General features: G+C 55.4%; 18 protein-coding genes. 9 read left to right on the top strand and 9 right to left on the bottom strand.

Features of this window, described 5'->3' with window-relative positions; translation table 11 throughout:
• The first annotated feature begins 95 nt into the window (after positions 1-95).
• The 4 genes from P1X16_RS16595 (at position 96) to P1X16_RS16580 (ending at position 6,788) form a co-directional block, all read left to right on the top strand.
• Positions 96-1,505 carry a PQQ-dependent sugar dehydrogenase gene (locus tag P1X16_RS16595; RefSeq protein WP_277231217.1) on the top strand — a complete coding sequence of 470 codons (1,410 nt, stop codon included), beginning with the start codon at positions 96-98 and terminating at the stop codon, positions 1,503-1,505.
• A 381-nt stretch (positions 1,506-1,886) separates the two neighbouring features.
• Complete coding sequence (locus tag P1X16_RS16590) at positions 1,887-3,260, top strand: Nramp family divalent metal transporter (protein WP_277231215.1); 1,374 nt, start codon at positions 1,887-1,889, stop codon at positions 3,258-3,260.
• A gap of 130 nt (positions 3,261-3,390) precedes the next feature.
• The gene (locus P1X16_RS16585) at positions 3,391-5,874 is read left to right on the top strand and encodes a TonB-dependent receptor (RefSeq protein ID WP_277231214.1); all 2,484 of its coding nucleotides are present in this window, start codon (positions 3,391-3,393) and stop codon (positions 5,872-5,874) included.
• A gap of 56 nt (positions 5,875-5,930) precedes the next feature.
• Positions 5,931-6,788 (top strand): transporter, encoded by an 858-nt coding sequence (locus P1X16_RS16580; RefSeq protein WP_277231212.1) that lies wholly within the window; start codon positions 5,931-5,933, stop codon positions 6,786-6,788.
• A 114-nt stretch (positions 6,789-6,902) separates the two neighbouring features.
• Here the strand turns inward: P1X16_RS16580 and P1X16_RS16575 are convergent, their stop codons facing one another.
• The 4 genes from P1X16_RS16575 to P1X16_RS16560 all read right to left on the bottom strand — a co-directional run bounded on the left by P1X16_RS16575 (position 6,903) and on the right by P1X16_RS16560 (position 10,826).
• Complete coding sequence (locus P1X16_RS16575; RefSeq protein WP_277231210.1) at positions 6,903-7,274, bottom strand: hypothetical protein; 372 nt, start codon at positions 7,272-7,274, stop codon at positions 6,903-6,905.
• Positions 7,275-7,421: 147 nt separating this feature from the next.
• A complete protein-coding gene (locus tag P1X16_RS16570; protein ID WP_277231208.1) occupies positions 7,422-7,811 on the bottom strand; it encodes a hypothetical protein in 390 nt (129 codons plus the stop codon).
• Between the two features lie 139 nt (positions 7,812-7,950).
• Positions 7,951-9,162, bottom strand: coding sequence for a DUF1501 domain-containing protein (locus P1X16_RS16565; protein ID WP_277231206.1), 1,212 nt, complete (start codon positions 9,160-9,162; stop codon positions 7,951-7,953).
• 98 nt (positions 9,163-9,260) lie between these two features.
• Positions 9,261-10,826 (bottom strand): DUF1800 domain-containing protein, encoded by a 1,566-nt coding sequence (locus P1X16_RS16560; RefSeq protein ID WP_277231205.1) that lies wholly within the window; start codon positions 10,824-10,826, stop codon positions 9,261-9,263.
• Between the two features lie 358 nt (positions 10,827-11,184).
• Here P1X16_RS16560 and P1X16_RS16555 point away from each other — a divergent pair, with 358 nt between their 5' ends.
• Positions 11,185-11,964 (top strand): DUF5672 family protein, encoded by a 780-nt coding sequence (locus tag P1X16_RS16555; protein WP_277231203.1) that lies wholly within the window; start codon positions 11,185-11,187, stop codon positions 11,962-11,964.
• Between the two features lie 82 nt (positions 11,965-12,046).
• On the opposite strand, the gene P1X16_RS16550 is transcribed toward P1X16_RS16555, so the two are convergent.
• Positions 12,047-14,653, bottom strand: coding sequence for a lamin tail domain-containing protein (locus P1X16_RS16550; protein ID WP_277231201.1), 2,607 nt, complete (start codon positions 14,651-14,653; stop codon positions 12,047-12,049).
• Positions 14,654-14,822: 169 nt separating this feature from the next.
• Between P1X16_RS16550 and P1X16_RS16545 the strand changes: the two genes are divergently transcribed.
• Positions 14,823-15,836, top strand: coding sequence for an aspartate-semialdehyde dehydrogenase (locus P1X16_RS16545; protein ID WP_277231199.1), 1,014 nt, complete (start codon positions 14,823-14,825; stop codon positions 15,834-15,836).
• 172 nt (positions 15,837-16,008) lie between these two features.
• Positions 16,009-17,139, top strand: a complete 1,131-nt coding sequence (locus tag P1X16_RS16540; protein WP_277231198.1) for a TonB family protein — start codon at positions 16,009-16,011, stop codon at positions 17,137-17,139.
• Positions 17,140-17,184: 45 nt separating this feature from the next.
• Here the strand turns inward: P1X16_RS16540 and P1X16_RS16535 are convergent, their stop codons facing one another.
• Entirely contained in the window at positions 17,185-17,943 is a 759-nt protein-coding gene (locus P1X16_RS16535) for an alpha/beta hydrolase (RefSeq protein ID WP_277231196.1), read from the bottom strand.
• Between the two features lie 80 nt (positions 17,944-18,023).
• Entirely contained in the window at positions 18,024-18,803 is a 780-nt protein-coding gene (locus tag P1X16_RS16530; protein WP_277231195.1) for an alpha/beta hydrolase, read from the bottom strand.
• Positions 18,804-18,894: 91 nt separating this feature from the next.
• On the opposite strand from P1X16_RS16530, the gene P1X16_RS16525 reads away from it, so the two are divergent.
• Positions 18,895-19,920: a hypothetical protein gene (locus P1X16_RS16525; RefSeq protein ID WP_277231193.1), complete on the top strand. Its 1,026-nt coding sequence runs from the start codon at positions 18,895-18,897 to the stop codon at positions 19,918-19,920.
• A gap of 37 nt (positions 19,921-19,957) precedes the next feature.
• On the opposite strand, the gene P1X16_RS16520 is transcribed toward P1X16_RS16525, so the two are convergent.
• Together P1X16_RS16520 and dxs are read right to left on the bottom strand one after the other, a co-directional pair.
• Positions 19,958-20,503: a YceI family protein gene (locus P1X16_RS16520; RefSeq protein ID WP_277231191.1), complete on the bottom strand. Its 546-nt coding sequence runs from the start codon at positions 20,501-20,503 to the stop codon at positions 19,958-19,960.
• Between the two features lie 224 nt (positions 20,504-20,727).
• A complete protein-coding gene (gene dxs, locus P1X16_RS16515) occupies positions 20,728-22,671 on the bottom strand; it encodes a 1-deoxy-D-xylulose-5-phosphate synthase (protein ID WP_277231189.1) in 1,944 nt (647 codons plus the stop codon).
• A 290-nt stretch (positions 22,672-22,961) separates the two neighbouring features.
• On the opposite strand from dxs, the gene P1X16_RS16510 reads away from it, so the two are divergent.
• On the top strand, positions 22,962-24,050 hold the full coding sequence (locus P1X16_RS16510; RefSeq protein WP_277231187.1) for a lysylphosphatidylglycerol synthase transmembrane domain-containing protein: 1,089 nt from the start codon (positions 22,962-22,964) through the stop codon (positions 24,048-24,050).
• Positions 24,051-24,123 lie beyond the last annotated feature (73 nt).

Below are 24,123 nucleotides of genomic sequence, written 5' to 3'. Positions count from 1 at the left end.
TTAGGTGTTACAGGGCATTAGCTCATCCATTCTACACTTTTTTGCGTTGATCAGGTTATTCTATATCCCATTCAACTCTAGTCATTTCACTGCCTATGAAATCTTTCGCTACTCTGCTTTTGCTTGGCACTTTGGCGGTTCCGGCCGTCGCTCAGCAAGGCCCAGTGCTGGCTACCTATACTGTTGGCAGCACCACCGTTTCAGCTTCCGCCCTCACCAGCAATCTTGATACGCCTTGGGAGCTACTCTGGGGGCCCGATAATTTTCTGTGGATGACGGAGCGAGGCGGCCGTATTAGTCGCATCGACCCCAACTCCGGCCAGCTACTTCCGCTGCACACCGTGGCCGACGTAACCGAGACGGGTGAGAGCGGCTTGCTTGGCATGGTGCTGCACCCCGATTTTGCTACTTCGCCCTACGTGTATGTGGTGTACAACTACACCGATGCGGGTACACTCAAGGAAAAGCTGGTGCGCTTCACGTATTCTGCCACGGCCAACACGCTCAGCAGCCCACTGGTGTTGCTCGGCAACATCACGGCCGTTACCACGCACAGCGGTTCGCGCCTCCTTATTCTGCCCGACCGCACGCTGCTCATGACCACCGGCGACGCACAACAGCGTTCTGATGCGCAGACGCCCGCTTCGCTGAACGGCAAAATCTTACGGATGAACCTCGATGGCACCGTCCCGAACGACAACCCCATAGCCGGCAGCATGCTGTATACGCTCGGTCACCGCAACCCCCAAGGCCTGACGCGGGCACCCTCGGGCCGCATCTACAGCTCGGAGCACGGCGAAAACATCGAAGATGAGGTGAACTTAATAGAGGTGAACCGCAACTATGGCTGGCCCACCGTGGAAGGCTTGTGCAGCACGCCTGCCGAGCAAACTTTCTGCACCGCCAACAACGTGCGGGAGCCGCTTGCCACCTACACGCCTACCCTAGCGGTAAGTGGCCTCACTTACTACAATCATCCGGCTATTCCGGGATGGAACAACTCCCTGCTGATGCTGAGCCTGAAAGCGGGCACCTTCAAGCAGTTACAGCTTAATACTGCTGGCGACCGAGTGGACAGCCAAAACGACCTGTGGGTTGGCACCTATGGTCGGCTGCGTGCCGTGTGCGTGTCGCCGCAAGGGCGGGTGTACGTGGGCACCAGCAACCGTGACGGCCGCGGCACCCCAGCGGCCACCGACGACCGAATTTTGGTGCTAGAAAACCGGGCCTATATACCAGCAGCCGTAAAAAACGGTGCGTCAAGCCTGCTACAACTGTGGCCTAATCCCGCTACCCAAACTGTTGCGGTGCGGTTGCCGGCCGCTGCCCGTGCTTCCAACACTATTCAATTGCGCGACGTGCTAGGCCGTACCACGCGTAGTATCCAACTGGCCACCGGTCAACAAGAGGTAAGCCTGGATTTGAACGGTCTGCGAAGCGGCATCTATATGGTACAAGCACAACTAGGCGATACGCGGTACACGCGCCGCTTAGTTGTAGAGTAAGCAGGACCTGTCTACTCGGGTAAGGATTGTCCGGCCTGTTAGCACCGAATCTTGCTAGTCCCCACGAAAAAGGGCCACGTTGAGCGTGGCCCTTTTTCGTGCGTGAGGTAAGGCCGTCAGTGTATTGGTAAGCCGTGATAAGGTCGAAGCTGATCTGGTATCAAGGCAACACTATTGCCCTGTGGCTCCAGTCTAACTCAAGCTTATAGCGTTGCTGGAAGCCTGCTGCAGAACCAATAAAGTAGATTTCAAGGGTTAGCTCTTAAATGAGGCGCGTAAACGAAAACTATTTTGCGAGCTAACAAGTATTTATACTGTCTTAAAAATAATTTTAGACACATCTAAAACTGCTATATTGTGTCTTCTTTAGTGCCTGATTCTATGCCCCTTGTTACTGAAACTCCACCGGCGCCACCACTAGCAGTACCCGCAGCAGAAACGGGATGGCGGCGGGCACGTAGTGGCAACTCCTTAAGCGAAGTATACGCCAGCATCCGAGTACCCGCTCAAAACGCCTCGTTTTGGCGTAAGCTATTAGCCTTCTGGGGGCCGGGCCTCATGGTAGCGGTAGGCTACATGGACCCCGGCAACTGGGCCACCGACCTGGCTGGTGGTTCCCAATTCGGCTATACGCTGCTATCCGTCATCTTGGTTTCCAATTTGTTTGCCATGCTGCTCCAGCACCTGGCGGCCAAGCTAGGCATTGTGACGGGGCGCGACTTGGCACAAGCTTGCCGCGACCATTACTCGAAGCCGGTGGCTATGGTGCTGTGGTTCCTGTGCGAAGTGGCCATTGCCGCCTGCGACTTGGCTGAGGTTATCGGTTCGGCCATTGCCCTGAACCTGCTGTTTGGGCTGCCTCTTACCTGGGGCGTGGTGCTTACCATCCTCGATGTGTTTGTGGTGCTGCTATTTCAGAGCCGCGGGTTCCGCGTGTTAGAAAGCATAGTGGCCGGCTTGATTGTGGTGATTTTCGGCTGTTTTCTCTACGAAATCATTGTGTCGCGACCCGACTGGTTTGGTATTGCGGCCGGACTCGTGCCGCAGCCACAGGTGGTCACCAACCCCAAGATGCTCTACATTGCCATCGGCATTCTGGGTGCTACCGTGATGCCGCACAACCTGTATCTGCACTCCAGCATCGTGCAGACGCGCGCCATTGAACAGACCGAGAGTGGCAAGCGCATGGCCATCAAGTTTGCTACCATTGACTCGACGGTGGCGCTGTTCATGGCCTTCTTTGTGAACGCTGCTATTCTGATTACGGCTGCGGCGGCCTTCCACCGCAATGGCCACCACGACGTAGCCGACATCAGCGACGCGCATAAGCTTCTGGCCCCGGTGCTCGGTGCCGGAGCGGCTAGTGCGGTGTTTGCAATAGCGCTGCTAGCCTCCGGTCAAAACTCAACGCTGACCGGCACGCTGGCTGGCCAAATTGTGATGGAAGGCTTCCTCAACCTTAAGCTGAAGCCTTGGCTGCGCCGCCTCATTACGCGCGGTATTGCAGTACTGCCCGCCCTGATTGTAACCATGAAATACGGCGAAAAAGGTACTGGTCAGTTGCTGGTGCTCAGCCAAGTAATCTTGAGTTTACAGTTAAGCTTCGCGGTGGTGCCGCTGGTACTATTCACGGGCAGCAAAGACAAAATGGGCGTTTTCGTAAACCGGCCGTGGGTCCAGATTACGGCATGGATTGTATCGGGTATCATCATTGCCCTGAACGCATACTTGCTGTACGAAACGTTCTTCGGATAACCTTGCAATGCGTGGAGCCTGACCGGCTACCACGCATTTTTTTGACTTTACTTTTAGGTTAGTCTAAATATTTTTTTCAACCCAGCTCAAAGACTGCATACGTCTGTTTTGCTATCACCCTTCCCTCGCTATGAAGCTTGCTTACTTCGCACAGATTCTTGCTGCTTTGCTGCTACTTAGCGAAGCTGCTTCGGCTCAAACGGCTACGGGCACTATTCAGGGCAGAGTGTTGGCAGGCCGCAAAGGATTGGAGCTAGCCACCGTAGCTATTCCGGGCACTACCCTGGGCACTTCTACCGATGCGCAAGGCCGGTACGAGCTACAGGAGGTGCCTGCCGGCACGCATACGGTGGTTTTTTCTAGCGTAGGCTATCAGCTTCAGCGGCGGCAGCTAACCATCACGGCCGGACAAGCCACCGAGACCACAGTTGAACTCACAGCTGTGCCTGCGGCGCTGGCGGAAGTGGTAGTGACGGGGGTGAGCCGGGCTACTGAAGTCCGCAAAAGCCCGGTGCCTATTGCGGTGCTTAGCAAGCGCGAGGTGAACCTCAACAGCAATGGCAACCTGATTGACGCGGCCGTGAAAGGAGTACCTGGGTTAAGCGCCGTGACAACCGGTCCCAACATCTCCAAGCCTTTCATTCGGGGCTTAGGCTACAACCGGGTGCTTACCCTTTACAATGGTCTGCGCCAAGAAGGCCAGCAGTGGGGCGACGAACACGGCATCGAAATCGACCAGTACGATATCGACCGGATAGAGGTGGTAAAGGGTCCGGCCAGCTTGATATATGGGTCCGATGCAGTGGCCGGCGTCATCAACATGTTGCCGCGTCTGCCCACTGGTTCGGCTGGCCAGCTGCACGGCGACGCCATAACCGAGTATCAAACCAACAACAACCTGCTGGGTACTTCCGTGGGGTTGAACTACAACAAAGACGGCTGGCAATACGCAACACGGGGTTCTTACCGCTTGGCAAAAGCCTACCGCAACGCCCTGGAAGGACGCGTGTATGGCACCGCTTTCCGGGAGCTAAACCTGACGGCCATGGCCGGGGTGGAAAAAACCTGGGGCTCCACGCACCTCTACGCCACGCTCTACGACAACCATCAGGAAATTCCGGATGGCAGCCGTGACTCGCTAAGCCGACAATTTACCCGGCAGGTAGCAGAAGGCGACCAAGACGACATCAAGAACCGACCCCTGGTGCCCACGGCCGACCTAAACACTTACCGCATCAACGCGCTGCACCAGCGCATTCAGCACTATCGGCTCTTGAACCGCACGCGGCTGAAACTAGGAGCCGGCGAACTACAGGCCCTGCTGGGCGCGCAGCAAAACGTGCGCCGCGAGTACAACCACCCAACGGCGCCCACACAAGCGGGTTTGGGCGTAGTCTTGAACACCTACAACTACGACTTGCGCTACGCCGCTCCTGCCTGGCAGGGCCTGGAAACAACCTTGGGCTTAAACGGCATGTACCAAACCAACCGCAACCGCGCCGCCACCGACTTCCCTATTCCCGACTACTCGCTAGCTGATGTCGGTGGCTACGTCTACGTAAAGAAAACCTTCGGTAAGCTCGACCTTTCCGGTGGTATTCGTTACGATACCCGCCTGCTGAAGTGGGCCGACTTTTATGTAGGCACCGACTCTGTTACTGGGTTCAGCCGGCAACTCCCCGCAGCCGAGGCCAACGGTACCGACCCGCAGTTTTCCGCTTTTCGGACGCGTTACCGAGGCATTTCGGCAAGTGTGGGCGCCACTTATACCCTCACCGAGCGGGTGTTGCTGCGGGCCAACGTAGCGCGGGGCTACCGGGCACCCAACATCACGGAAGTGGGCTCCAACGGCCTCGACCCCGGCGCGCACATTGTGTATCTGGGCAACCGCAGCTTTGGACCCGAGTTTAGCTTGCAGCAAGATTTGGGCGTAAGCGCTTACCTACCCGATGCGGAAGTAAGCGCCAGCGTGTTCAATAACGCCATCGACAACTACATCTACCAAGCCCGCCTCAACGACGCTGATGGGCAGCCGGTGGTTATTGTACCCGGCAACGCTACCTACCAATATCAGCAAGGTCGGGCCCGGCTCTACGGAGCTGAAATAACGGTAAATCTGCACCCGAAGGCGCTGCCTGCATTGGCTTTCAACAACAGCTTGGCTTATGTAACCGGGCTCAACAAAGAAGCTAGCTTGCTGGAAACCAACGGCGCAGCGGCCAAGTATCTGCCATTTATTCCGCCACTGCGCACCCGCTCTGAAGTGCGCCTAAGCAGCCAGCAAGCGTGGGGGCACCTGACGAATACCTACGTGCGGGCAGTGCTAGATTACAATGCCACCCAAAACCGCTTTTACGCCGTCGATAATACCGAAACCCGAACGGCTGGCTATGCTTTGGTGGGGCTAGGTGCAGGCACCAGCCTCACGGGTGGCCCCACCAAGCGCGAAATTGTGCAGCTGTTTGTGCAGCTCGACAACGTGTTCGATAAAGTATACCAGTCGCACCTTAACCGACTGAAATACTTCGAGTACTATGCGGCTTCTCCCACGGGTCGGCGGGGCATCTACAACCAAGGGCGCAACCTGAGCTTGAAAGTAATTGTCCCATTTTAATCGGTTTTAATGGTTCTTCGTAGAAGGCGCACTACTCTCTCCTACCACACTTAACCATGTCTTACCGTTACTTACTGTTAGGGCTGCTGCTCTTGGGCTTTCGGGCCGAAGCGCAGGAAGACCCCGAGAAGCCCAGCCCCTACGACTCGGCTCATTTCGACCTGTTTCATCCGGTGCCGCGCAACCGCCTGCGCCCCCTCCGTCCCGACCGACCCGGCGTTACGGAAAGCCCCTTCACCGTAGATGCTGGCCACTTTCAGGTGGAAATGGACGGCTTGCGGCTCATCAACAGCCGCGACGACGACCAGCGCAGCCGCGAATTCAAGGCGGCTTATAGCAATCTTAAGCTTGGCTTGAGCCGTCGCACAGACATTCAACTGGAAGTGCCACTCTACAAAATAAGCAAGGACCGCACCGTCGGCGAGTCGGATTGGGAGCGCCACACCGGCTTTGGCGATATGGCGCTACGCGTGAAGCACAACTTTCTCGGCGACGACCAAGACGGCCCAGTTGCCACGTCGATAGTAGGCTACGTGCGCTTTCCGACCGGTGGCCAAACCGGAAGCGGCGCGGCAGAATACGGCTTAATTGTGCCCGTCAATATCGAGCTGCCGCACAAGTTCAACCTCGACTTCCAGTTGGAATCAGACCTGGAATACGACCGGGAGATAAGCCGCCGTTATGTGCAGCTGATGCCTTCCATTGCCCTCGACCACGAATTCACCGATGTGTTTTCTTTCCTGGTGGAAGGCGTAACGCAGTGGGATACCAAGCACGACGGCTGGCGCACTTCGGTCAACGTGGCCCCCATCTTCACCATCAACGAAAACCTTCAACTCGACTTCGGAGCGCACTTCGCATTAAAACGCGAAACCGACCGGGAATTCTTTATAGGCTTCTCGTTTCGTCGCTGAAGTCAAGTGCCACCAAGTGGTTAGCTGAGGTAGCTACTACTTGCTTATAGCCCAAAAAAAGCCCGCAGTTGCTAGCAGCTGCGGGCTTTTTTTATGTATCTATGTTAGGCTTGGCTACCGGTCTGTCATCAGGGAGCGAGAATGAGCTTTCCAGTCGGTGATAAACCAGGTGATAACCGACACAGCCCCCAAAAGCCAGAACAGACCACGTTCGGCACCTGCCTGCGGAAACTTGAACAAGAACGGCGCTGCCAGCAGGAGTACCCCCGTCATTAAATCAAGCCAGCCATGAATTTGCAGCGGCACTATCCGGATCAGGCCGAGCTTGAAATCGGTTAGTAAGGTTAGAACTAGGTAGCCGCCCGCCATTACAAAACAGGCAGTATCAATGGCGGGCTCTAAATCAAGGACGATGGGCGCCATGGCCAGGACAGTAATAAACATTACATCCACAACGCCGTGGGCGGTAGGTGATAGGATTTTCATCGGGAACAGTGTAGGAAGGTAAAACCATGCTATTTCGTACGGCATGCGCTGCGCAAGGATATTGTCGACCTTCCGCTAAACAGTGCCTACAAAAAAGCCCGGCTGCTAATGAGCGCCAGGCTTTTGGGTGTGCTACTTATTCTAGCACTAGTGGTTCGGCATCATCGAGTTGTGCGCGCTAGCATGCGTGTTAGCCCGCCAGTCGGTAAGCATCCACGAACCTAGGAACAGGATGCCCATACCCATAAAGAAGTTGCGAGCCACTTGGCTATCGTCGCTGAAGCCAAACAGGAAAGGTGCGGCCAGCAACATCAGGCCGCTTACTAGCTCTAGGCCGCCGTGGATTGGGAACGGAATCATGCGGGCCACGCCCATTGGGAAGTCGGTCAGCAGCGTGATTACCAAGTAGCCAGCGGCCAAGATGTAACAGACGGTGGCGTAGGTTCCGTCGAAGTTGAAGATGGTGGGGGCCAGGGCAAACAAGGCAATGGTACCGTAGTCGAGCATGCCGTGCATGCGGGGTGATATTACTTTCATGGCGTAGTTTTAAAGTTAAAGTGGGGAAGGAAATGTTATGCCCTTTCTACGCCCGTCTTACACAAAGGATATTGTTGAGCTACTGATATTTAGGTTTAATTTTATGGTTTTTAAGTGAAACCTTTGCCTACCGTTCTGCTTACACCAAGCCTTGCAGCCGCTGAAATTCCTGGCCCAAAATTGCTTTGTCGTCGGCTTGCAGCCAGTCGTGCAAAATGGTAGCGTAGAGGCTGCGGAAGTCGAGTTGGTGGCGCAGGTCGCCGTCGAGTAGGTTCTCTAGGTCGGGGGCATTGTTGAGGACACCTTTTTGCTGCAAGCCTCCACCGAGCAGCAGCACGTTGTTGGCGGTGCCGTGGTCGGTGCCGTTGCTGGCGTTTTGGGTTACGCGCCGACCGAATTCCGAAAATACCAGTACCAGCGTGTCGTCGAAATTACCAGCCTTTTGTAGGTCTTCGGCAAATGAAGCCAACCCATCCGACAAGTCGCCGAGCAGTTTACCTTGCTGTTCCCGCTGCCGCACGTGCGTATCGAAGCCGGTCAGTGACACATAAAACACGCGCGTGTCAATGCCCGAGTTGATTAGCTCCGCCGTGGTTTTCAGGTTGCGGCCAAACTCGGTAGTAGGGTACGCAACGCTGGACTTATACACCTTGGCGGTCTGGTACAGATAATCGGCCGAGGACGCAGTTTCGGCCAGCGTCTTGTACAAGTAGTCTAGTTCTGACAAGGCCCCGACGGGCTTTTCGCCGCTCAGCTGCGCAATAAATCGGTTCTGCGTTATCTGATGAAATTTTTCGGGGTTCTTTAGCGCCAATCCTTTGCGTAGCTCGCCTTTCATAGCCAAGCTGAGGGTGTCGTCTACTTCCAGGCCGTTGTATGGCACCTGGCAAGCCGAGCAGTTCGAGTCGAGGTAGCGGCCGAGCCAGCCGGTGCTCAGGTACTGGTCGGAGGCCGAACCGCTCTGCCAGATGTCCATGGAGCGGAAGTGCGACCGGTCAGGGTTGGGGTAGCCCACGGAATTCAGCACAGCTACGTGGCCCTGGTCGTAAAGGCTCTTCAGGCGCGTCATGCTGGGGTTCAACCCAAGGTCTCTGTCCAAAGCCAGCACTCCACTCTGCTCCCGGATGCCAAGCGTGGGGCGGGCTTTGTAGTACAGGTCGTTGCGGTACGGGACAATGGTGTTCAGGCCATCATTGCCGCCGCCGAGCTGCACTACTACCAGCCGGCGGCCATTGGCATCGGCCAGTTTCTGCAGGCCCTGGCGGTCCAGTGCGTGCAGAAATTTCGGCACGAACAGCAAGCTGCTGGCCAGCACGGAAGTCTTTAGAAAGTCGCGGCGGGAGGTAAGCATAAAGTAGTTTGTCTTGTCATTCCGACGCAGGAGGAAGCTGAATTAGCTGGTTCAACTGTTTTATTCAGATTCCTTCTGCGTCGGGATGACACGTTGGTTTACATCAACTGATACTCAGGCAAACTCAGCAGGCTGGTAATCATAGCCCGCAAGCGTCCTTCGGCGGGCGCAGTATCAGCCGCTTTCTGAATCAGGACTAGATTATCGGGGCGGATGGGCGCTTGCAGCATAAACTCGCTAAGCTTGGCGGCATGCTGAGCGGGAGTTGTCTTGGCTAGCAGGGCTTGCACCGGGGCTAGCTGCACGGTGGCTTTCACTTGTTGCCGAAACGTGCGGTCTAGCTTGGAAACCTGCGGCGCAATGTCGTTTTCGTCTTCTTTCAGCGCCACATTAAACTCGGCATTGCGGAGCAGCACCGAGGGCAGTTGCAGCCGGTACAGCAACGACGACGAATCTATCCAGTTGCGGCCACCCGCCCAACCTGCCACATTCGGCGGCTCAAACAAGGTCTGGCCCAAAGCCTTTTGAAATACAACAAGCGGCTTGCTATCTACTAGTTGCAACCCCATCGTCCGCTTGATACCAGCCAGCAATTCAATAGGTGACTTGATGCGTGTACCAACGTTAGCTGCCGCGAAAAACCAATCGGCCGAAAACATCTGCTCCACCAAAGCGCTGATGTCGTAGTTGCTCTTGAAAAACGCCTGCGCCAGCGGCTGAATGTGGGCTAGGTTGGGCGTGTCGTTCACGAAGAAGCGGTACATCTTGGTGGCAATGAACTCGGCGGTGCGGGACTGCTCCAGTATGATGCTCAGCACTTGTTCGCCGTTGAAGTTGCCGGTGCGCCCAAGAAAAGTTTTAGCGCCTTCGTCGTGCTGATTTTCCCGAAACACAAATTCGCCGCGGGCATTATATCCCCACCCGGTAAAGGCGCGGGCCGCTTCCTTCACGTCCGTTTCGGTGTAGTTGCCGCGGCCCATGGTAAACAGCTCCATCACTTCGCGGGCGAAGTTTTCGTTGGGGCGCTGTTTGCGGTTTTGCTGGTTGTTAAGGAATTGCAGCATGGCGGGTTCCTTGCTCACGGCCAGCAGCAAATCACCGAACTTGCCAAGCGCCAACTGCCGGATGGTGTTGTTGAGGTGCAGCGCCGCATCGGGTCGGCGCACGCGGCACGCAAAGTGGCCGTGCCAAAAGAAAGTCATCTTCTCCCGCAGCTGCGCCGCCGAAGTAGCCATCTGGTTTATCCAACCCGTGTTCATAGCGTAAAACGACTGCCGGATGCCATCGTTCTGCATTTTGCGCTGCTGAGCCGTCATGTCCTGCCTGCGCAGCAGGGGCGGTTGATTCTTGCCGCGCCGCACCGCCGACCTATCCGCTAATGCCGCCACGGGAGCTGGCTGCTCCGTACCCGAACTTTTCGCTGTCTGATCGGGCGTCGTCACCATGGTAGTTTGGGGAGTACCCGCGCCCGGCGACACGGTCATGAACGAAGTGAAAGGCTCTCGGTAGTGCATTTCAGGGCTATCGAGCAACTCCACTTGCTCGGAGTCGCGCAGCAGCTGACGCAACGCTTTGCGCGGACTCAAGCCGCTGGCCACGTCTTCGGGCCGCGGCCCAAAACCAGCGCGCCAATACAAATGCTGAAGTTGCTGTTGCGTCGTCATGGCGCTTGGACGCCTGCAACAGGTGGGAGTTTAATGGAGTAGCCTACTCCGCAGACTCGCAAGTGCAACCATGCTAAACGATGAAAGCTGCAAAATACTTAACAACGACGTTGTTGCCCCGTTGCCTCTATTTGACTCCCTTAGCAGCAGCAAATTTTTACCTGGAAAAGCTGAACACTTTTCGCTGCATTACGTCTTAGGTCAGTCCTATAATGCATACTGCTACATGCCTCGGCAGTGATTATCATTCACTCTTTGACTGGAACATAAACAGGGCACCACATTAAAATTGAATTAAAGGATGTTGCTATAAATAGATTTATAGTGCATTTTTACAAATCAATCCAGGATTTCTTATATGAACAGACAACTTGTGACTGTTGTAATACCGGCTTATCTGACGGAACCAACTGAATTAGAGAAGGTTTCACTTACGCAGATTCTGGCTGTTCTGCACAAGCATCCTATCACGTTCATGGTACCTACCGACCTTGATACGACGTGGTACGAAGACTTCTGCCGAGGCAAAGCCGACGTTCATTTTGAAAGGTTCAATTGGAAAGGCCACGAAGCGTACGGTGAGCTATTGCTCAGCCCCGAGTATTACCAGCGCTTCGCTAAGTACGAGTACATGCTGGTGCACCACATGGACTCCTTTGTATTCCGGGATGAGTTAGAGAAGTGGTGTCGCATGGGCTACGACTTCCTGAGTGCGGTTATTTTCCATCCTCAATGGACGGCCATTGTGGATCAGCCTTTCCGGAAGGCCATCGGGTTTGGGGCCCCAGAGTACTTCGGCAACGGCGGTTTTGCCCTCAAGAAAATCGACACTTTCTACCGCATCACCTCGAAGTATAAGTTCTATATCAAGCTTTACAACTGGATCAGGAGGAAGCGTAAGAAGCAGTTGCTGGAAGATCTTTTCGTTATGCAGCACTTCCCTAAGCTTTCCAAGTTCAAGGTGCCGGCTAAGGAACTGGCCCAGAAGTTCGGGGCCGAGTATGTGGAGTGGGAAGAGCAAGATCTGCCATTCAGCAACCAAAACCTCAGCAGTCTTCCCTTCGGTGTCCACGGCTGGATTCAGTTCCACCCGGAATTCTGGAAGCCCAGCATCCGGCAGTTCGGCTACAGCGTTTAAGGCGGCAATAAAACTAGCGGCGTAGCATGAGGCCCTGAGCTTCGTGCTACGCCGCTGGTTTTACGCCAACCTCTTCCGCCGTTTAGAAGCGCGCCCCTAGCACTACCGTTTTCCGGTAGTCCCGCTTTTCGCCACTGTTCGGTTTCAGCAACTCAATCTGCAATACATAGTAGCCAATTGCCGCTTTCTGGCCTCGGTCATTGAGTCCATCCCACTGGAAAAAGCCAGTGGTTGCCAGGGTTTCATTACGCACCAAACGGCGCGTTAAACGGCCTTGGGCATCGTAGATGGTCACGCTGGCGGCGTAGCCGGGGCTGTCGAGGGTGTAGTTGAGAGTGGTAAAGTCCTGCTGGCCGTCTTCGTCGGGCGTGAATACTTCGGGCGCTAAACTGAATTGCTGCCCTCCGCTCGGGTCGGCTTGCAGTTGGGAGTTGCGGCGGCCGGGCGTGGCGTAGCCTACAGCACTAGCCGCCGAGTGAAAATTGCTTGCTACGCTCGGGGCATCCGCCCGAATGCGCTCCAACGATACACCGTTTACATCGTCCAGAAGCTTGAGGTGCTGCTCGGTGCTATAGGCGTAGCGGTCCAGGATATGGTTTTGAGCATCCCGAACCACCACAATACCCGCATCATCGGGGTACGTCGGGAAGCCAGCCATTTGTAGAAAGGCGGCCGGCTCGGCACTGGTTGGGTACTGGCTCTGGACGACGTCGGGGCGCGTGGTGAGTAGCAGGAACTGACCGGGTGCCAGCACGTAGGCACTGCCGCTCACGGGCTCCTGATCGATAGTGCCATCTGCTTTTTCGAGGCCTAACTGCCAGCCTTGCACATCGAGGTACTTGGCCGAGCGGTTGAAAAGCTCCACGAAGTCTACCGCATTAGTGCGCGGGTTGAATAGGATTTCATTTATCACTACATCACCAGCGGCTACAGCTGCGGGCAGTGCAAAGGTGGCCGACGTGGCCGGACCGGCCGCATTACCTACGCAGTCGGTGGCGCGCTGTACAGTTATGGATAAGGGCTGATTGGGCTGTAGGGAAGCACCTACTAGTAGGTCCACGGCCCGAAAATCGGGGGCTACGGGCGCTACTCGCGTAATAGCCATAGCGGGCGCAAGCGTATACAGCGCGGGGTTAGCAGCGGTGGTACTGTCTAGCTTTTCTCCAAAGAGCAACCGAACTGTAGTTGAGTTTAAGGCCAGGGCACGCAGCAAGACAGGTGCCGTGCGGTCGGCATTGGCGGCGCGCACAGCGTTAGCCCGGCCTGGCGTGCCACCGCTGGCATCGGTGCTGGCTGTCCAGTTTTCGATAGCGGCGCAAGGGTTGCTGGCATCTACCATTTCTAGGCTCCACCCCCCGTCTTTCTTGCGGCTGTCCTTGTACCAGGTATCGGAATAGTTGATTTCAAACAGCGTCTGACCGTTGCGGCCGCGTAGTAAAAGCTCGTCGCCAGCGTTGGTTAGGCTAGGGAAGTTGGTTAGGCCAAATACTTTTCCGAAAGCAGTGAAATGCGTAGCGCGCGTACTGCTGCATACTACAGCATATTCACCGGGCAGCAGGACCGCGCCGCTCGGAAATACTGCTGTGCTGGTAGTACTGCTTGACTTAAGCAGTCGAACGCCAGCCAAATCTATTACTGCAGTAGCCGAAGGGTTATGAATTTCTAGGTACTCTGACGCGGGCAACCCAACGACTGGAGTTTCGTCGGCAAATATTTCGGTAATAAGCACCTGATTCAGGCTTGGTGCTACCGCAAACCCATTGCTCCGGAAGCTAACGGTAAGGGGCCCAGCGGCAGTGTTGCCATACAAGTCGGCAACGTTGCGGACCTCTAAGGCGTTGGCGCCGGGCGCTAAGTCGGCGGCCATCGTCAAGTACACCAAGGCGGCATCAGCAGCATCGCGCTGCGCGGTGAGTACGGCGGGTGCCCCGGTAGCAGCCAAGCGGTAATTGGCGGCTGCTTGCATAGCTGCCACCGGTTCGTTGAAAGCTACATTAAGCTGCCGAGCGGCTACCACGGCCACGGAAATTGGTGCGGGTGGTGCCGTATCCGACACCCGAAAATCATCGAAGTAGAAGGCCCGACTGTTGGCTGATGAATACGTCAGAGCTACTCCCACATAAGCCCCGTGCCGTAGCGTGGCATCTGTGGCAGTGCCTTCTTTCACGTAAGCAGTACCACCTGTCAAGTCTCGTTCCAGGGTCCAAACATCTTGCGCCGAACGGGTTACCCGAACGCGCACCAAGTTGTTGGTTGCGGAGTTGAGCGTAGCGTCTGCGCCATTTATCACGTTAACCGGGCTTCCGGTGGCATCTTTGCGAAACAGGGATACTTCGTCGGTGGTGCCGCCGAGGCGCACGAAGTAGCCGCGGTTGCCGGTGGCTTTCAAGTCGGCTTGTTCGGAAAGCAGCCATACATCGGCATAGTTGCCGCTGCTGGTAGCCAGTCGCAGGTTCGCCCAGAACTCCCACGTGGTGGCACCAGCCACCTGCACGGGCGTTATGAGTTGCAAACTGGTGCCGGTGACAGCGGGGCCGTTGCTTTGGAGCTGCTGGTTTACTACTTGGAAACTAGCTGCATCACCTGTCCAAGCGGGGTTTTGTGTTAAGTTGCCGTCGGCAAAAGTATCGAGTAGCTGAGCCGCCGCCGTCAGTGGCGCCAGTAGCAATACGAGTAATAGTTTTTTCACGAATACAGATATAATTGCACGCCAAGCAGGCCGGAAATAGTTGCAGCAAATAGCCTTCTAATTTATTGAACAAACCCGGGACTTGCTGCACTTTTTCCCTATAAAGCACGGCCAGAAAGATAAAAGAAATAACTGGCCTTACCTTTACGGAATCCAAACCTTAACAACCATGAAAGTAGCCGTAGTAGGTGCCACCGGTTTGGTCGGTGGTGAGATGCTCAAAGTGTTGGCCGAACGTAACTTCCCGGTCACAGAACTCCTGCCCGTTGCCTCCGAAAAATCGGTGGGTCAGGAAATCGAGTACCAAGGCAAAAAGTACAAAGTGGTAAGCATGGACGACGCTATTGCGGCCCGTCCGGCGGTAGCCATTTTCTCGGCTGGTGGTTCGGTATCGAAAGAGCAGGCTCCGCGTTTCGCTGAAGTCGGCACCGTCGTTATCGACAACTCCTCGGCCTGGCGCATGGACCCTACCAAGAAATTGGTAGTGCCCGAAATCAACGCCAAGGAAATAACGGCCGACGACAAGATTATTGCCAACCCCAACTGCTCGACCATTCAGATGGTGGTAGCCCTCAATAAGTTACACGAGGCCTACAAAGTGCAGCGCATTGTAGTGAGCACCTATCAGAGCGTAACGGGCACCGGCAAAAAAGCTGTGGACCAGCTCATGCAAGAGCGCGCTGGCCAAGCCGCCAGCAACCCCGCCTACCCCCACCCCATCGACTTGAACGTGCTGCCTCACATCGACGTGTTCGAGGACAATGGCTACACCAAAGAGGAAATGAAGATGGTGAAGGAGACCAAGAAAATCATGGGCGACGACAACATCCGCGTAACGGCTACCACCGTGCGCATCCCGGTGATGGGCGGCCACTCCGAATCCGTGAACGTGGAGTTCGAGCAAGAGTTTGAGTTGGAAGACGTGTACCGCATCCTGCGCAACACCGAAGGCGTGGAAGTAGTGGACGACGTAGCCAACAACCGCTACCCCATGCCCAAGGATGCCCACGGCCGCGACGCCGTGCTCGTCGGCCGTTTGCGCCGCGACGAAACGCAGCCGCGCACCCTCAACATGTGGGTGGTAGCTGACAACCTGCGCAAGGGCGCCGCTACAAATGCCGTGCAAATTGCCGAGGCCATGATGAAGATGGGTTTGCTTCAGGAAGTTGCGGCTGCCGTATAATTTCAACTGCTGTTTATAGCTACTCAAAGCCTCTCAAACTATGTTTGGGAGGCTTTTTGCTTTGTACTTCTCACCAGCTCTATACCTCCGGCCCAGACCCACAACAACCGGAACATACTAGGTGAAAACGCCCTACCTTGACCATTCAACTTCCCACCCGTTCATATCCCCAATGAACCTCACCAAGAAAGCCCGCTATTGCAGTGCGCTGACAGGGCTACTGCTCGTTATTGCTACCCACTTGTTTGCTCAAACCACTTTGCCACCTGCCACGCAGGTCTACACGTTTGCAGAGCAAATGCCCAAGTACAATGGGGGCGGCAACGATTCGATTGTGGCGTATTTGCGGCGCAACACCCATTATCCTGCTGAGGCGGTTCAGGCGGGTGCCAGCGGCAAGGTGTTCGTCACCTTTGTGGTTAATGCGCAAGGGCAAGTAGAGCAGGCGCGGGTAGTGAGGTCTGTTCATCCAGCGCTAGACCAGGAAGCTTTACGCGTGGTAACGGCTATGTCGACCTGGCAGCCGGGGCAGCAGCAAGGCAAACCGGTGGCCGTGGCCATGACGGTGCCCATCAGCTTTGCTATTCAGCAGCCGGCCTTAGATCCTACGGCATATGTAGATGCCAAATATCCGGGCGGTCCGGAAGCATTGCTTGCCTACTTGCAGTCTATTCCGTATCCGGAGGCTGCTCAGGCCGCGGCACTGGATGCGCGGGTGTTCATTCAATTCAAGATCAGCAAAGAAGGTAAGGTACTAGAGGCGAAGCCCATAGGGCCCCTCATGCGCAAGCCGCAACAGACTCCGCCACCACGGGAAGTTATCGATGCTGCAAAGTTGGTACTAGAGAAAACCGCAACGCAGTGGATACAAGCCATGCCCGCTTGGACTCCGGCCACCCTGAAAGGTGAGCCCGTGGAAAGCGACGTGTTTGTACTGCCGCTCATCTTCAATCCTGCCCCATCAACTGCTCCAAAAGAAAAGGTTTATCCCTACGCCGACCAAATGCCAACGTTCAACACACCGGCCGACAAATATGACATTCAAACCAGAATTCAGCGTTCCTTGAAATACCCGGCTCAGGCCTTGCGCAACCGCCAGGAGGGCACTGTTTATCTGTACTTTGTAGTCAATGAAGCGGGCGCACTCGAACAAGCTCAAGTGGTCAGGTCAGCTGGCTCGGAGCTGAACCAAGCCGTTTTGGATGCCGCCCTCGCCCAACCAGCTGCCCTAACGCCAGCCCAATTGAAAGGCAAGCCAGTGAAGGTATTCTCCGTGATACCTTTTACGTTCAGAATCAAGTAGAGTGCGCCCTGTTAACTATCTTAAGTTGCACGTTTTATCTTATTGCTATAGCTGAAAGATCAGCTTCGCAAAGCCCTCTATAGCTCGCCGGGTGTCGGCGGGGCGCTCCAAAAATCCGACGTGTCCCACATTGGCCAGCCATACTACTGTGCTGTGGTCAGCCAGCAAGCTTTCTTCGTGCGTCTTCTCCAGGGGAACCGCTTTGTCGTCTTTGCCAGCAATGAAGAGGACGGGGTACGTAGCCTTGCGCAGCACATCATACCGCTCAGGGCGCCGTGACAGGGCATCAAGGCTGCCTAAGGCTATTTCGAGAGGTACGGCAGCGGCTATGTGCTGCAGCAGGGCTACTTGGTTGGTCATTGATTCACGGTGGCTCGGCGAGAACTGCGGCTTCAAAAACTCTTCGGCGTACGCCACCACCCCGTGTTGCTCCAGAAAGTCGCGGTTGCGCTGGTGCCGCTCGTGGTCTTCTTCTTTCTCGGCTGAGGCTGACGAGTGAAACAAGCACAGTCCGGCCACCTGCCCCGGGTACTTCTCGGCAAAGGCCAAAGCTACAAAGCCACCCATGCTGTGCCCTACCAACAGCACACGGTGCGCTTCTCTATCTGCCAAATAGTGTTGCACGTACTCCGCCGCTGCTTCCAGCGAATAGTCGGTGGGTGGAGTGGCATTGGGGCCGTAGCCAGGCAGGTCAGGGCAAAGGGTTCGGTACTCGGCAGGAAAGTCGCGCAGAAAGTCGTTCCAGATTTCGCTGCTTTCCAGGAAGCCATGCAAAAAAACAACGGTGGGTTTAAGATCAGCCATACAGAGCAGGGTCGGTAAAAAAAGCGGCCACTCAGCTAGCTGAGTGGCCGCTTGGGCGTACGCACAACACCTGTTCGGTGTTAACGCCGAGGTACTTCAATGGCTGTCTGGAACACTCTACCCGCAAAGTCTACCACGCTTCGCCGGGTCAACTCTGCCTCCTCGAAATAGCCAAGGTGGCCGACGTCACTGAGGAGTAGGGCATGGCTTTCGGTGGGCAGGGCCAGTTGCGGTAGCAGGCTTTCCACGGTTACGGCTACGTCGTCTTTGCCCCCGATAAAGAGAACTGGAAATTCGGCTTCCTTTAGCACCTTGGTACGGTCGGGGCGGTTGCGCATGGCTTCCAGCGCACCGAGTACGGTGGCTTCGGGGGTGGACCGGCCTATTTCTTCCAAAAACTCGCGCTGCTCGCGCATCTGCTCCCGGTTGGCTGGCGCAAACAGTGGCCTGATAAACGACTCCATAAACTTCTCGACGCCGTGGCGGCGCACGAAATCCATGTTCTTGTCGCGGTTGGCTTTTTTCTCGTCGGTGTCGGGCAGGGCCGTGGAGTGGAACAGCACCAGGCCCGCCACTTTCTCGGGGTAACGCTCGGCAAAGGCCAGCGCCACATAGCCGCCCATACTATGGCAGACTAGCAATGCATTTTCTACCCCTTTCTGGCGCAACTGCTCGGCCACGTAGCGCGCTTGTGCTTCCATGCTATAGTCGCGCACATCGTGTACATTGGTGCCATGCCCGAGCAGATTGAGTGTAAGCAGCCGATACCCAGCTGGAAACTCGCGGGTGAAGTCAGTCCATATCTCTCGGCTTTCGGCAAAGCCATGCAGGAAAAGGATAGTGGGGTGTTGAGAAGCCATAAAAAATGATGCCGCCACGCAAACGGCCGCGCTGATGAACCGCCACAATTACGCACATTTGCTTTGCTTGTTATCACACTATGCTATCCACATGCCTTCTATCGAACGCCATAATCTTCAGTATGTCATTGCTTTTGCAGCTGGTTTACTCGTTGCCTTGGTTGGCCGTTTTGCCTTCGCCAGCCGTTTGTTAAATGATGCGGGCGGGCTGCTCATGCTGTGCTTTCTGGTGCTTATTCCCATGGCTCTTGGCGCTACTACGGCGCATTTCACACCTCCTACAGCCAAATGGATGTGGCGCACGGTGTGGAGCCCGTTCCTAACAGTTGTGCTATTCTTATTCATGTCCTTGCTACTGCATTTAGAAGGCATGATTTGCGTGCTGATTATTTCGCCGCTATTTCTAGTTACCGCCTGCGTGGGTGCCAACCTTTACATACGTTTCACCGAGAACAGACCTGATAGAAAGAAGACTTATACGCTTACTGCTTTTGCCCTCCTGCCCTTCCTGATGGCCCCAGTCGAAAGCCAGTTCGCTGCACCCGACGATTTGCGACGCGTCGAAAACACAGTACTCATTGCCGCGCCTATCGATGTAGTATGGCAAAATATTATTCGTGTGCCACCTATTCCAGCAACCGACTTAGGCCCGAGTGTAATAGACAACATCGGCTTTCCGCGGCCCGTCGAAGCCACCCTCACGCACGAAGGCATTGGCGGTGTCCGTCACGCTACCTTTGAGCGCGGCGTCGAATTCATCGAGACGGTCGACGTTTGGGAGCCGCAACGCCGCTTGTCGTTTAGCATCGTACCCAACACTGCCACCATCCCTCCCACCACCTTTGATGAACACGTAACGGTAGGCGGACGATTCTTTGATGTGCTACGCGGCACCTACGAATTAGAAGCTGCCGGAGCCGGCCACACACAGCTCATTCTATATAGCCAACAGCGCCTGAGCACTCGCCTCAACCCCTACGCCGGACTCTGGACCGATTATGTGATGAGCGAAATTCAACGCCGCATCCTGACCGTTATTCAGAAACGCTGCGAAGCTGAAGGTAGTAAGGTCAGTATTAACAGCCACAAACAGAAAAGAGCAGGCCACTTTAGGTAGCCTGCTCTTTTCACTGCGATACTATTTTGAAACTCGATTAGGCGAGTACTTCTTCTTTTTGCTTAACGAACTGCACGTTGGCGAATAGCTTCACGTCGTCGCCGAGTACGATAGAGCCAGCTTCGGTTACGGCGTGGAAAGTCAAGCCGAACTCTTTGCGGTTGATTTTGCCGGTTACTTCAAAACCCGCTTTTTCGTTGCCATAGAAGTCGGTGGCGGTGCCGCCGAATTCTACGTCCAGCGTTACGGGCTTGGTTACGTCCTTCACGGTCAGGTTGCCAGCCAACTTATACTCGTCGCCGTTTTTGGTGAGCGAAGTTGAGGTGAAGGTGATTTGTGGGTACGTAGTAGCGTCGAAGAAGTCGTTGTTGCGCAGGTGCTCGTCACGCTGCTCCTGGTTGGTATCGATGCTGGCTACATCCAGCGAAAAAGTTACCTGAGCATTTTCGAAGGTGTCGTTTTCTGTTACGGCCTGGCCTTCAAACTTCTTGAAAGAACCAGTTACCGTCGAGATAACGAGGTGCTTGATCTTGAACTGTACTTCGGAGTGCATGGGGTCGAGGACCCACTTAGTAGCTGCCATGAGTGTAGGCGTTGCGAGGATAAGTTATAAAACATCTTATGGGCTTCCTGCCCTCTCAGATGACGTCACAAATGTATGTACATTATTTTAATTGATGTACATACATTAATAAATATTTTTTGATTGAATATTAGTCCCCCGAAAACTATTAGAAACACAAAAACCGAAGCAGCTGATGCTACCTCGGCTTTCAATAAAATACGCTTTGCTGCCGTGAGTTAAGTCTACAGCAACACCGTTTCGATAGCAGCTTTGGCTACTACTTTACCGCTTAATTCACGCATGGCGGCGGCAATACCGTCAGCGTCGAAGCCGCACTCTTTGTAGAGTTCGTCTTGGGTGCCGTGCTCTACTACCCGGTCGGGGATGCCGAGGCGGCGGACTGGGAGGTGGTAGCCATGGTCGGCCATGAACTCCAGCACCGCCGAGCCGAAACCGCCTTGCAGGCAGCCATCTTCTACGGTTACAAGAGCTTGGTATTGCTGGCAGATGGTATGGAGCAGGTCCTCATCCAGCGGCTTGCAGAAGCGCATGTCGTAGTGGCCGGGGTTGAGGCCTTCGGCAACTAACTTTTGAGTGGCCTTGGTGGCATAGTTGCCGATATGGCCAATGCTGAGCACCGCCACGCCTTCACCTGTACGCACTACGCGGCCCTTACCCACCGTGATTTTCTTGAGCGGCTTACGCCATTCCGGCATCACACCCTCGCCCCGTGGGTAGCGAATGCTGAACGGGCCAGCATTTTCGGGCAGGGTGGCCGTGTACATCAGGTTGCGCAATTCCTCCTCGTTCATGGGGGCCGACACTACCATGTTCGGGACGCAACGCATATAGGCTATATCGTAGCATCCGTGGTGGGTAGGGCCGTCAGCACCAGCAAAACCGGCCCGGTCGAGGCAGAAGACTACGTGCAAATTTTGCAAGGCCACGTCGTGCAGCACCTGGTCGTAGGCGCGCTGCATAAACGACGAGTAGATATTGCAGAACGGGATAAGACCCTGCGTAGCCATGCCGGCCGAGAACGTTACGGCATGCTGCTCGGCAATGCCTACGTCGAAGGCACGCTTGGGCATGGCAGCCATCATCAGGTTCAGCGACGAACCAGAAGGCATGGCCGGCGTCACGCCCATGATTTTATCGTTCTGCTCGGCCAGCTCAATCATGGTGTGGCCAAACACATCTTGATACTTGGGCGGCTGCGGCGTCGAGTAAGTTTTCTTGCTGATTTCGCCGGTTACCTTGTCGAACAGGCCTGGGGCGTGCCACAGCGTCTGGTCTTTTTCGGCCAGCGCATAGCCTTTGCCTTTAACCGTTACGCAGTGCAGGATTTTCGGGCCCGGAATGCTTTTCAGGTCGTTGAGGATGGTGGCAAGGTGCTGCACATCGTGCCCATCCACAGGTCCGAAATAACGGAATTTCAACGCCTCAAACAGGTTGCTTTGCTTGAGCAGCGTCGCCTTCATGGCCGACTCTACTTTGCGAGCAATCTGCTGCGGGTTGGGGCCGAATTTCGAGAGCTTGCCCAACACGTTCCATAACTCGTCGCGCACTTTGTTGTAGGTGCGGGAGGTGGTAATGTCGGTGAGGTATTCCTTGAGCGCGCCCACATTGGGGTCAATGCTCATGCAGTTATCGTTGAGAACAACCAGCAAATTGGAATTGGTAACGCCGGCGTGATTCAACGCCTCGAAAGCCATACCGGCCGTCATGGCACCATCGCCGATGACCGCAATGTGCTGCCGGTCGAATTCGCCTTTGTAGTCCGAGGCCACGGCCATGCCGAGCGCAGCGCCAATGCTGGTGCTGCTGTGACCTACCCCAAAGGCATCATACTCACTTTCCTTGCGCTTCGGAAAGCCCGACATGCCATTGTAGCGGCGGTTAGTCGGGAACCGGTCGCGGCGGCCAGTCAGGATTTTGTGGCCGTAGGCTTGGTGGCCCACATCCCATACCAACTGGTCGTAGGGTGTGTTGAACACATAGTGCAAGGCCACCGTCAGTTCCACTACGCCTAGCGAAGCCCCAAAGTGCCCCCCGTATATCGAAACCGTATCAATAATGAACTGACGTAGTTCCTGGCTCAGTTGAACCAACTGGTCTTGGCTGAGCTTTTTCAGGTCGTCGGGCGAGTCTATGGCCGCCAGCAATTCACCGGGTTCGACAATCATGTATAATAGAGGCAGATGGGGATAAGGCAACAGCCGACGTGCCCAAAAGGTTAATAGACTTCTGGCCGCCTGCTGCGTACGACACCCAAAGTTACGGGTTTTCTGTTCGGGCGGTTCAGCCGGAAGCGGTTTATGAGCTGGCGCCTCTCCACAATTAGCAAGCCAAAACAACAGTTATACTGGCGTGGACGACGAAAGCATGAGACTTAAATCGTTCTTAATTAACGCTTCTTTAACTACCTGCCCTGCCAGAATGCCTACTTTTGATTTACGTTACCTGCGCATCCCTCATGCCTCACACCTCAGCCGATCAACAAACTGAAGACCAGCAACTGCTGGACAAGCTCCGCCCCTCGCGCATTGTCTTGCCAGTGCTGATTGGGCTGAGTGTGGTCGGTTTTATGTTTTGGCGCAGCTACAAACCCGGCGACCTAGCCCCCCTAGCCAACGCCAAGCCGATCTGGCTTTTCGTGATGGTGGCCGTACTACTCGCCCGCGACGCTGGCTACGTGTACCGCATCCGCTACCTCACCCAAAAGGTGCTTACTTGGCGCGCTTCACTCGATGTCATCATGATTTGGGAGTTTTCGTCGTGCGTGTTGCCCTCGGCGGTTGGCGGTACGGCGGTAGCGCCGGTGCTCTTGCACAAAGAGGGAATTCCGCTTGGCAAATCAGTGGCGTACATTATGGCTACCGCCATGCTCGACAACCTGTACTATGTGTTGGCGGTACCGCTGGTAGTTCTAATTGGGGGTGATGCGCTGTATCCGCACGAAGCACTGCAAGGCGGCCTGGTAGCTACGTTGCGCATCGGCTTTATTGCTAGCTATGTGTTCGTGACCATCTACGCGCTGCTTATGCTCTACGCCATTTTCATCAACCCCCGGTCGGTGAAGCGGCTCCTGGTGCGGCTTTTCTCGATGCGTGGACTGCGGCGCCTGCGGGGCAAAGCCTACAAGATGGGCAATGAAATGGTGCTAGCTTCCGCCGAGCTGCGTGGCAACGGTTGGGGCTACTGGCTGCGCGCCTCGCTCAGCACCGCCTTCGTCTGGACGGCCCGCTACTTGGTTATCGGCTGCTTAATTTCGGCTTTCATCGACGTGACGTGGCCGGAATTCTGGCTGATTTTCGGCCGCAACCTGACCTATAAGGTCATCTTGCTGATTGCCATTACACCTGGTGGCGCCGGCATTGCGGAAGGCGCTTTCCCGACCTTCTTCGGCAAATTCATTGGCACTCCTACCATGACCAACTTCATGGTACTGCTTTACCGCCTCGTCACGTACTACCTGTACTTGGTGCTAGGGGCCGTATTCCTGCCCCGCTGGATAGCCCGGATTTTCGGCCCGCGCCGGCCCAAAGAAGTTATGGCTTCGTAGTGAACTTCCCTTCTTTATACCCGGCTTACCTCGCTTGATGCGCGACATTCTCTAAGAGAGGGGTGCGTCTATC

It is taken from the genome of Hymenobacter sp. YC55, assembly GCF_029433095.1.
Taxonomy (GTDB): Bacteria; Bacteroidota; Bacteroidia; order Cytophagales; family Hymenobacteraceae; genus Hymenobacter.
The sequence above is the reverse complement of the archived record's forward strand: the minus strand, read 5'-3'. Positions and strand labels throughout refer to the sequence as shown.

Coding starts and splice junctions, on each gene's coding strand:
- P1X16_RS16525 (WP_277231193.1), top strand. CDS start 18,895: ATGCCTTCTATCGAACGCCATAATCTTCAGTATGTCATTGCTTTTGCA.
- P1X16_RS16560 (WP_277231205.1), bottom strand. CDS start 10,826: ATGACGACGCAACAGCAACTTCAGCATTTGTATTGGCGCGCTGGTTTT.
- P1X16_RS16535 (WP_277231196.1), bottom strand. CDS start 17,943: ATGGCTGATCTTAAACCCACCGTTGTTTTTTTGCATGGCTTCCTGGAA.
- P1X16_RS16555 (WP_277231203.1), top strand. CDS start 11,185: ATGAACAGACAACTTGTGACTGTTGTAATACCGGCTTATCTGACGGAA.
- P1X16_RS16590 (WP_277231215.1), top strand. CDS start 1,887: ATGCCCCTTGTTACTGAAACTCCACCGGCGCCACCACTAGCAGTACCC.
- P1X16_RS16520 (WP_277231191.1), bottom strand. CDS start 20,503: ATGGCAGCTACTAAGTGGGTCCTCGACCCCATGCACTCCGAAGTACAG.
- P1X16_RS16570 (WP_277231208.1), bottom strand. CDS start 7,811: ATGAAAGTAATATCACCCCGCATGCACGGCATGCTCGACTACGGTACC.
- P1X16_RS16580 (WP_277231212.1), top strand. CDS start 5,931: ATGTCTTACCGTTACTTACTGTTAGGGCTGCTGCTCTTGGGCTTTCGG.
- dxs (WP_277231189.1), bottom strand. CDS start 22,671: ATGATTGTCGAACCCGGTGAATTGCTGGCGGCCATAGACTCGCCCGAC.
- P1X16_RS16530 (WP_277231195.1), bottom strand. CDS start 18,803: ATGGCTTCTCAACACCCCACTATCCTTTTCCTGCATGGCTTTGCCGAA.
- P1X16_RS16575 (WP_277231210.1), bottom strand. CDS start 7,274: ATGAAAATCCTATCACCTACCGCCCACGGCGTTGTGGATGTAATGTTT.
- P1X16_RS16585 (WP_277231214.1), top strand. CDS start 3,391: ATGAAGCTTGCTTACTTCGCACAGATTCTTGCTGCTTTGCTGCTACTT.
- P1X16_RS16540 (WP_277231198.1), top strand. CDS start 16,009: ATGAACCTCACCAAGAAAGCCCGCTATTGCAGTGCGCTGACAGGGCTA.
- P1X16_RS16510 (WP_277231187.1), top strand. CDS start 22,962: ATGCCTCACACCTCAGCCGATCAACAAACTGAAGACCAGCAACTGCTG.
- P1X16_RS16595 (WP_277231217.1), top strand. CDS start 96: ATGAAATCTTTCGCTACTCTGCTTTTGCTTGGCACTTTGGCGGTTCCG.
- P1X16_RS16565 (WP_277231206.1), bottom strand. CDS start 9,162: ATGCTTACCTCCCGCCGCGACTTTCTAAAGACTTCCGTGCTGGCCAGC.
- P1X16_RS16545 (WP_277231199.1), top strand. CDS start 14,823: ATGAAAGTAGCCGTAGTAGGTGCCACCGGTTTGGTCGGTGGTGAGATG.